Origin of the sequence: Rothia sp. HMSC069C01 (assembly GCF_001814655.1) — a bacterium.
In the GTDB taxonomy this organism is placed as follows: Bacteria; Actinomycetota; Actinomycetes; order Actinomycetales; family Micrococcaceae; genus Rothia; species Rothia dentocariosa.
This window is the reverse complement of the sequence record NZ_KV817381.1, coordinates 26,127-33,404: the sequence shown is the minus strand read 5'-3', so window position 1 is coordinate 33,404 and position 7,278 is coordinate 26,127. Positions and strand designations below refer to the sequence as shown.

7 protein-coding genes are annotated in these 7,278 nt (G+C 57.8%); 4 read left to right on the top strand and 3 right to left on the bottom strand.

Annotated features, from left to right (window positions below):
* A partial coding sequence (locus HMPREF2981_RS02190) for a chemotaxis protein CheA (RefSeq protein WP_070660470.1) occupies positions 1-452 on the top strand: 452 nt, incomplete at its 5' end.
* A gap of 142 nt (positions 453-594) precedes the next feature.
* Here the strand turns inward: HMPREF2981_RS02190 and HMPREF2981_RS02185 are convergent.
* Positions 595-1,224 (bottom strand): DUF4097 family beta strand repeat-containing protein, encoded by a 630-nt coding sequence (locus HMPREF2981_RS02185; protein ID WP_004005989.1) that lies wholly within the window; start codon positions 1,222-1,224, stop codon positions 595-597.
* Positions 1,225-1,483: 259 nt separating this feature from the next.
* Between HMPREF2981_RS02185 and HMPREF2981_RS02180 the strand changes: the two genes are divergently transcribed.
* On the top strand, positions 1,484-2,554 hold the full coding sequence (locus HMPREF2981_RS02180; protein ID WP_070627254.1) for a TlpA family protein disulfide reductase: 1,071 nt from the start codon (positions 1,484-1,486) through the stop codon (positions 2,552-2,554).
* Positions 2,555-2,638: 84 nt separating this feature from the next.
* Entirely contained in the window at positions 2,639-3,289 is a 651-nt protein-coding gene (locus HMPREF2981_RS02175) for a class I SAM-dependent methyltransferase (RefSeq protein ID WP_013398507.1), read from the top strand.
* 124 nt (positions 3,290-3,413) lie between these two features.
* Here the strand turns inward: HMPREF2981_RS02175 and HMPREF2981_RS02170 are convergent, their stop codons facing one another.
* Complete coding sequence (locus tag HMPREF2981_RS02170) at positions 3,414-4,115, bottom strand: hypothetical protein (RefSeq protein WP_070660467.1); 702 nt, start codon at positions 4,113-4,115, stop codon at positions 3,414-3,416.
* Between the two features lie 132 nt (positions 4,116-4,247).
* Here HMPREF2981_RS02170 and HMPREF2981_RS02165 point away from each other — a divergent pair, with 132 nt between their 5' ends.
* Positions 4,248-5,228 (top strand): zinc ribbon domain-containing protein, encoded by a 981-nt coding sequence (locus HMPREF2981_RS02165; protein WP_070660701.1) that lies wholly within the window; start codon positions 4,248-4,250, stop codon positions 5,226-5,228.
* Between the two features lie 16 nt (positions 5,229-5,244).
* Here HMPREF2981_RS02165 and HMPREF2981_RS02160 read toward each other — a convergent pair whose 3' ends face one another.
* Positions 5,245-7,248, bottom strand: a complete 2,004-nt coding sequence (locus HMPREF2981_RS02160) for an NHL domain-containing thioredoxin family protein (RefSeq protein WP_070660464.1) — start codon at positions 7,246-7,248, stop codon at positions 5,245-5,247.
* Positions 7,249-7,278: the final 30 nt, after the last annotated feature.

Sequence of the window (7,278 nt, the reverse complement as noted above, 5' to 3'; positions counted from 1 at the left end):
GCGTTCCCGCCGCAGGCCTTGCAGCCTTCGGCTCTACCCTGGTCACCGCAACCTCCGCTAACGCCATCTCCGCCGACGGCTGGTGGGGCGAAGAAACCTCAGCTGGACTGCAGCGGTTTATGAATGCCATGTTCCCTCAAGCAAACCTCGTTGTTGATGGGGTAATCAGCTCTCAGATTTCTAAATATGCATATAAATGTCCCGGACTTGTTGGAGGTTGGGAATGGGTGCCGCGTGAGGAAGCTCAGGGCTCACCCACAATATCTTGGATGACAAAATGGCTGGTACCAGCTAAACGAGATGAAGGACCTTCAGGTCGCCCAGCTATTTTTGCTTCTTTACAGATTTGGTGGCTAGGCAAGCACTACGGAATCTCCGAAGGTGGTGTTCTGCCTGGTCCGTCTCAGATCATTCAAGGACTCCAGAACGAAATCAACCAGTACGTCGGTTAACGTTCTACCGCTGAGCATCATGCCAGATGGATAGATGCTAAAAAGGCTCTTTATTCCTATAAAACGGTGGAAACCCGCTTTAGTGGACTAAAGAGCCTTTTTATGCGACCAGAAAGAGATCCGGCAAAGAAGCGTACAGCGCCTACGCCAGCGTTACGGACCCGCCGATGCAGTTGATAAACACGCTGGGTTGCCCCTTCGCATTGTGTGAGTCGCCCGGTTCGCACGGCTGATCCAAAATCTGCACCTTGCCCGAAACATCCTCGATACGGTATCCCGGCATCTCGGTGAAAGTTCCGGTCGTCGTCACCGAGCCGCCCGTGACCGTGAGAGTCGCATCCTCAGCAACCGTACTGTCTACCATCTTCACGGACGAAGATTTCGCGGTCACCTTCGCATGTGTAAACGATGCGTTCAAACAGCGAATAGTGCCCGTGGTCGCCGCCAAATCCGCGTGCGTGGTGCGCACACCCTCAAGGCGGCATGTTGAGTTTGTCTGAACCCGCAGAACGTCAAGAAAAGAATCGTGTGGAAGGCTGATAACGATCTTCGGTCCCCCAAAGGATAAAAACGAGGTGCGCTTGGCAAACTTGGATTTCCAGTAGCGTTCCCGCTGAACAATCTGGATAACACCATCTTCGGTGCTTACGTCAAAAAGTTCTTCATGCGGTAACTCTGCAGTCGCATCCTGGGTTTCTGCTGCGGTAATAGCGACCTCAAGGTCGAGTGCTTCAACAGCTAAAGACACGGGCTCAGGCAACGCGATAGGCATACACTTAACTCCCTATTTTTTATCACGGTGACGAAGGCGCGACCCGGCGCACGGCCTGGGCATCCGGCACTGACTCTGCCAGTCACCTAACACCTTCATGAGCTATTCTACCCCGGTATTATTCCGACTCCGAACACGATAGAATGTGCTTCCCTCCCAAAATTTATGCCGCCGGATGCGCCCCCATATCCGCCGTGCAGACCCTCACCAGGCGTAAAATCTGTGGTAGACACAAACTCACTCAAACTTTCAAGGAATCATGTCTGCTTTTCCGAACGTATCTTTTCTTCTCTGTACGGCGCTGATCACGGTTACCCTGGCGGTGAGCGGGTTCGCCAAGGCTAAGGACCCTTCCAGTACCGTCACGGGTATTCTCAACCTGGGGCTTGAAAAAATTGCTCCGCTGAAGCTCACCGCGCGCACACTCCCCTGGGCCGAGCTGCTTCTGGCGTTAGGGATGCTCGCAGCGCCGGGCCTTCTCTTCACCGCAGTATCGGGCATCTCTGTGATGCTCATGCTGTTCTACCTGATCGTTATTGCGCGGGCGCTTGCCACAGGCCGCACCGCGGGGTGCAATTGTTTCGGCTCAAAATCCGCCGCACCTGTGAGCCGCTATACGCTCATCCGCAATATCGCGTTGGCCGCCGCCGCGGCTGCCGTTTTTGCCGCATCGTTGGGTTCAGGTCGGGCGCTTATCTACGAGCTGTACAGCCTCAACGCCGCTGATTGGGGCTGGGTGCTCGGCGCCGCCCTGATCGCCCTCACCATGTGGGCGGTACAGCGCGGCGAGGCATTGGCTGAGCCAGATTTCGGCGAAAGCGACGATAACCATCTTCTGCTTCCCGTCTATGAGGATCGCGGCGACGGCGAAGAATACGTGCGCATGCCCATTCCGTACGCAACCCTGCATACGCTCGACGGCAAGAATTTTTCGATCCGCGAGCTCGCCGAGCTCAAGGCGCGGGTGCTGTTCTTCGTCTCCCCCACATGCGGCGCCTGCCTGTCGATCTTCGACAAGCTGGCGGGCTGGGCGCACAAACTGCCGCAGCTTGAGCTGCATCCTGTTTTCAGCAGTGTGAGCAACGCAAAGACTGCGTCTGTACCCGAGAGCATTACCCCGCTGATAGACCCAAAATTTGCGGCTATGCACGCTTTCGGCCGCGGCACCCCACTGGCGGTAGTACTGGGCTCTGACGGACTGTTGGCGGGCGGGCCGGTGCGGGGCGCATCCGATGTATCCGATGTTATGGACCAGTTGATTGAGGAATTCACCGGCACCGAAAACTCGGATGAACACAGCGAGCAGAATACCGTCGGGCAGATGCCCTAGGAGGCGCGTTCTTACCCGTATGCGGTACGATACCCCTACGTTTGCACACACGCTATCTATTCATCTACCACCGAGGAGAATACGGTGTCAGCATTAAGTTTTAACGCCCCCGGCGAGCGCGAAAAGTCGCTCTGGCTCATCAAGAAAGAGAACGATCCGGCACATTCGCAATGGTATATCGACCGTTTTAAGGCTATGGAGGCTGAGGGTAAGGATATGGCGGGTGAGTCTCGCCTGGTGAATGCTTTGGCCTCGCGCGGGGCAAAGATTCTGGATGCTGGTTCCGGCCCGGGCCGCGTGGGTAAGCAGCTGCATGCGCTGGGGCATCGGGTGACCGGCGTTGATATTGACCCTGAGCTTATTGATGAGGCGCGCCGCGTATGCCCGGAAGCCACCTGGGTTACGGCTGATTTGGTGGATTTGCCGCAGGCTCTCGGGTTCGAATCCGATGCCGGTGAGGATGGTTTTGAGCTGATCGTATGTGCCGGGAATGTGATGGGTTTTCTTGCGCGTTCAACCCGTAAGCCGGTGTTGGAGAATTTCCGGAAGGTGCTGGCACCGGGTGGGCGCGCCGTGATTGGGTACGGTTCCGGTCCCGGTCGTGACTATGCGTTTGCTCAGTTCCTTGAGGATGCGCGCGAGGTCGGGCTGAATGTTGATTCGACGTTTAGTTCCTGGGATTTGCGTCCGTTTGCCGAGGGTTCCGAGTTTATTGTGGCGGTTCTTTCGCGGTAGGCGGCGCTCAGGCGGCACGCTTTATGGCTGATAAAAGCGGTGGTGCGCATCCTGGTTTTGTGTAGGATGCGCACCACCGCATTTTTCTCTCTCCGACCCGTGCAGAACGCGGGAATCGTAGCCTCTAGGGGATCAGGTGGATTGAACGAGCCATGTCTTCGGGCAGGATTGCGGCGCCGCCCAATATAGCCACGATAAGTACTGCGAGAATCGCCATAGTGGCGGATTTCCAGCCGGGGTGCAGTTCGGTGAAGGTAATCAGACCGTGGTGCAGCCGGTCAATATCGAGAACGTTCGCTTTTTTATAGACCGTGGTTTGGTCGGAAAGTTTCGAGGCCACCGTAGACATAGTCTTGGCATCCCACACGCGACCATCGAGGCGAAGAAGAGACTTTCCCTGCTTATCCAGCACCCACATGCTCGGGAAGCTGCGGTACTTGAGCTTGGCAACAACGTTGCTGAGGTCTTGCCCGTGTGCTTTCTTGCCGTAGAGCTTTTCCACGAAGATCGTGTGGTCCATATCTTTACGTTCCACCGCATGCCAGCCAAAAATTCGGGCGCGGAGCACATGGGTTTTGGTGATTGCCACGATCGTGGGTTTAAGCACCGAATACAGGCTTAGACCCGCGAAAAAACAGATGATAAGCACCAGCACCAGGTACGGCAAGGCGGGGCGTTTATACGCTAAGAATGCGATCGCGGCGACGAGGGTGATGGTTCCCGGGAGCGCCGCCTCAATGCGCCTGCCGTAGGATCGCATGCGGGGGTGGAAGAGTTCTAGAACATCGCCATATTTGGCGGGAATTTCGTGTGCGCGTTCTGCCATACACACCACTTTAGCGGTCGCACCTGCCCGACGCTAAGATTTTCGCCCCGCAGTGTCAAACCTGAGGGTTCGTGCGGGTACATAAATCTGCCCGGTGTCAGGTGCGCCCGCGCGGTGCGGTACGCTGTAATCATGCACAAATTTTCTCCCGTGGAACGGGTTCTAGCTACCTGGGTTATCGGCGTTTTCGTGTCGGTAACCCTTGCTTTTGGCGCGCTCTTTGCTCTGAATCGGCTGGTGTACACCCCCACGGGTCAAGTTCAGGAGTATTTTAGAGCGCTGCAGGACGGTAATGGTTCGCATGCGCTCGGTATTTTGGGGGCGCGGGTGCCTGAGGGTGACGGGTCTCTTCTCGATGGTGAGGTTCTGAAGAAGTCGGTTTCGGGGCTGTCTAATATTACCTATGAGGTAGTGGAAAGCAGCGATGACGGCGAGCATGCGACGGTGCGAGCCTCCTACACCTTGGACGGCGCGCAGGAACACACCGATTTCAGGCTGCATCATGTGGGCGATCACTGGGGCCTTTTCCCGCGGTGGGAGATTGAACCCGGCGAGCTGCCCGAGCTGAAGGTTTCGATTAAGGGCGTACAGGCGGCGACCGTGAACACCCGCAAGGTTGCGGTTGATGACGGTGAAGCAACGTTCCCGGTGCTCTATCCCGGAAACTATTCCATTTCTTATGATTCGACGGTGTATACCGCACAGCCGTACACGCAAAAGGTGCTCTCAGCGGACGCAAATTCGCAGGTCACGCTCGATTTGAAAGCGAGCGATCAGGCTCGGGAATCCGTACAGCATCAGGTGGAGGATTACGTAAATTCCTGCACCGAGCAAAAGACTCTCTACCCGAGCGGCTGTCCCTTCGAGTACACTTTCCCCGGGCGTGTGGATGGCGAGGTGACCTGGTCGGTCACGGAGTATCCGCATCCACACGTGACGGTCACCACGAATGGCGAATGGAGCGCTGACCAGGCGCAGGGCAAGGTCAAGGTATCCTTCACGCAGCTTGACCTGTACACGGGCGAGCGGCAGCCCTTTGAGAAGGAAGTTCCGTTTACCATCAAACCGACAGTGAACGTCAGCAACGGCACGGCGGTGCACGTGAGCTTCTGAGGGTCCTTACCCTAGCTTAGTTAACCCCTCGCAAATCCAGCACAAGTTCGCTCTCATCCGCGGCATCACCGGTGACGATGACCGGAATACCCCAGTCCTGCTGGTACAGGTGGCATGCGGCATGCTCGGGAATATCGCCGTCAGGGGTACCGTCGCAGGCAGCGGCGCGGGCCGTAATGTGCAGCACCGCCTCCTGAACTTCGGGGTTGAGCACGAGGGTACGGCTGAGTCCTTGGGAGGTACCGGCACCGTCCAGCAGGAAGTTTTCGGGGGTGGATGAGATTTTCAGCTGGGTCGGGTCTCCCCAACGGGTATCGAGTTTCTGCCCGGTCGGCACGGTAAACCGCGAGGTAAATTCAAGGGTTCCGCCGGTGAGTTTCGTGGCGGGCCGGGCGGTTGTGATCGCCCCTTCGTCCACTTTTTGCGCCTGCGCCGGAATCGCGGCACGCACCAACTGGTGCGCATTGGTTTCTACGATTATCAGGCGGGGGTCCTCACCCGGGCTATGCTCCACTAGAAGGTCGGCAGGTTCGGCGAGTCCGCGCTGTAAGGTGCTTAGTTCCTTCACGGCAGGATCCCAGCGGCGAATCGCACCGTTATAGGTGTCTGCCACTGCGATAGAGCCGTCGGGAAGCTCCGCAAGTCCCAGCGGATGCTGCATGCGGGAGGTCTGCGAGTCGCCGTCCACGAACCCGAAATCGAACAGACCCAGCCCTACGGCAGAGGTCACCTGTACGCTCTGGTGCCCGTGTTCATCCCGCGTAAAGGTTACATGGCGCAGCCCGCTGGTTTCCGAGCAGGCTACCCACAGACTGCCGTCACGCGCCTCGATAATGCCGGAGGGCTGGGCAAACCATGCATCCTCGGCGGTACCGTCCTGCAGCCCTTCAACCCCGGCGCCCGCGAAAATACTGACGGTTTCAGAGACGGGGTCGTAGCCGAAGAGCTGGTGGGTGCCAGCCATCGCGATCACGAACTGCCCGGCTTCACGCGAATAGACCGCATCCCACGGGGACGAGAGCGCTATAGCGGTGGCGGGCGCATCCGCGGGGATATGGTTTGCGTTGCCCGTGACGGCGTTGTCTCCATCAATAACGCGCTGCACGCCGTTGCCCGCAAGGGTACGAACCTCGCCCGTGCGCAGATTCAGCGAGCGCAGCCGGTGATTCACGGTGTCGGTGATCAGCACATCGTACCCGAGTTTTTCGCGGAGTTCGGCGGGTACCAAGGCAAGCCCTTGCGGTTCGTTAAAGCGTGCAGTGGTTCCGGTTCCGTCGGCGTAGCCTTTTTCGCCGTCCTCTCCCCCACCGTAGGTTGCCAGCACAGTGTTGAGGTCTTCGGCAACCTGCAGGATGCGGTGCCTGGCGGTGTCGGACACCAGGTAGGTGCGTGAGCCGGTGCCGAACAGGTTTTTGGGTCCGAACTCTGTGGGGAGTTCAATAGCCTTCCCTGGGAAAGCGAATGTTCCCTCGGTTTTGGGTCGGGGTACATAAGGGCCATCACCTCGGTGCAGGGTACCTTTTTTCTCGTGTTCGGCAACGAGCTCACGCACAAGTGAGATAAGCCCCTGCACGTGCCCCTCCCCGGAAAGATGCGCCACAATATACCCTTCGGGGTCGATAACCACGAGCGTAGGCCAGGCGCGGGCGGTATAAGCCTGCCAGGTGGTGAGTTCGGGGTCGTCAAGTACGGGGTGTTTGATGTCATAGCGGTCTACGGCTGCGGCGAGCGCTACCGGGTCTGCCTCATGCTCGAATTTGGGACTGTGCACGCCCACAGTGACGAGCACATCCGAGAATTCTTCTTCGAGGGGGCGCAGCTCGTCGAGCACGTGCAGGCAGTTTATGCAGCACAGGGTCCAGAAGTCGAGGATCACGATTTTGCCGCGAAGAGCCTGCAGGTCTAGGCTCTTCTCGCCGGTGTTGAGCCAGGATCGTCCGATGAGTTCGCTGGCGCGCACGCGCACGGTTTTCTGCCCGGTATAATCTTGCCCGGAATACTGGTTGCTGGTTTCGATCACGATTCTCTCCCCTATGGTTTCGCACCCAGA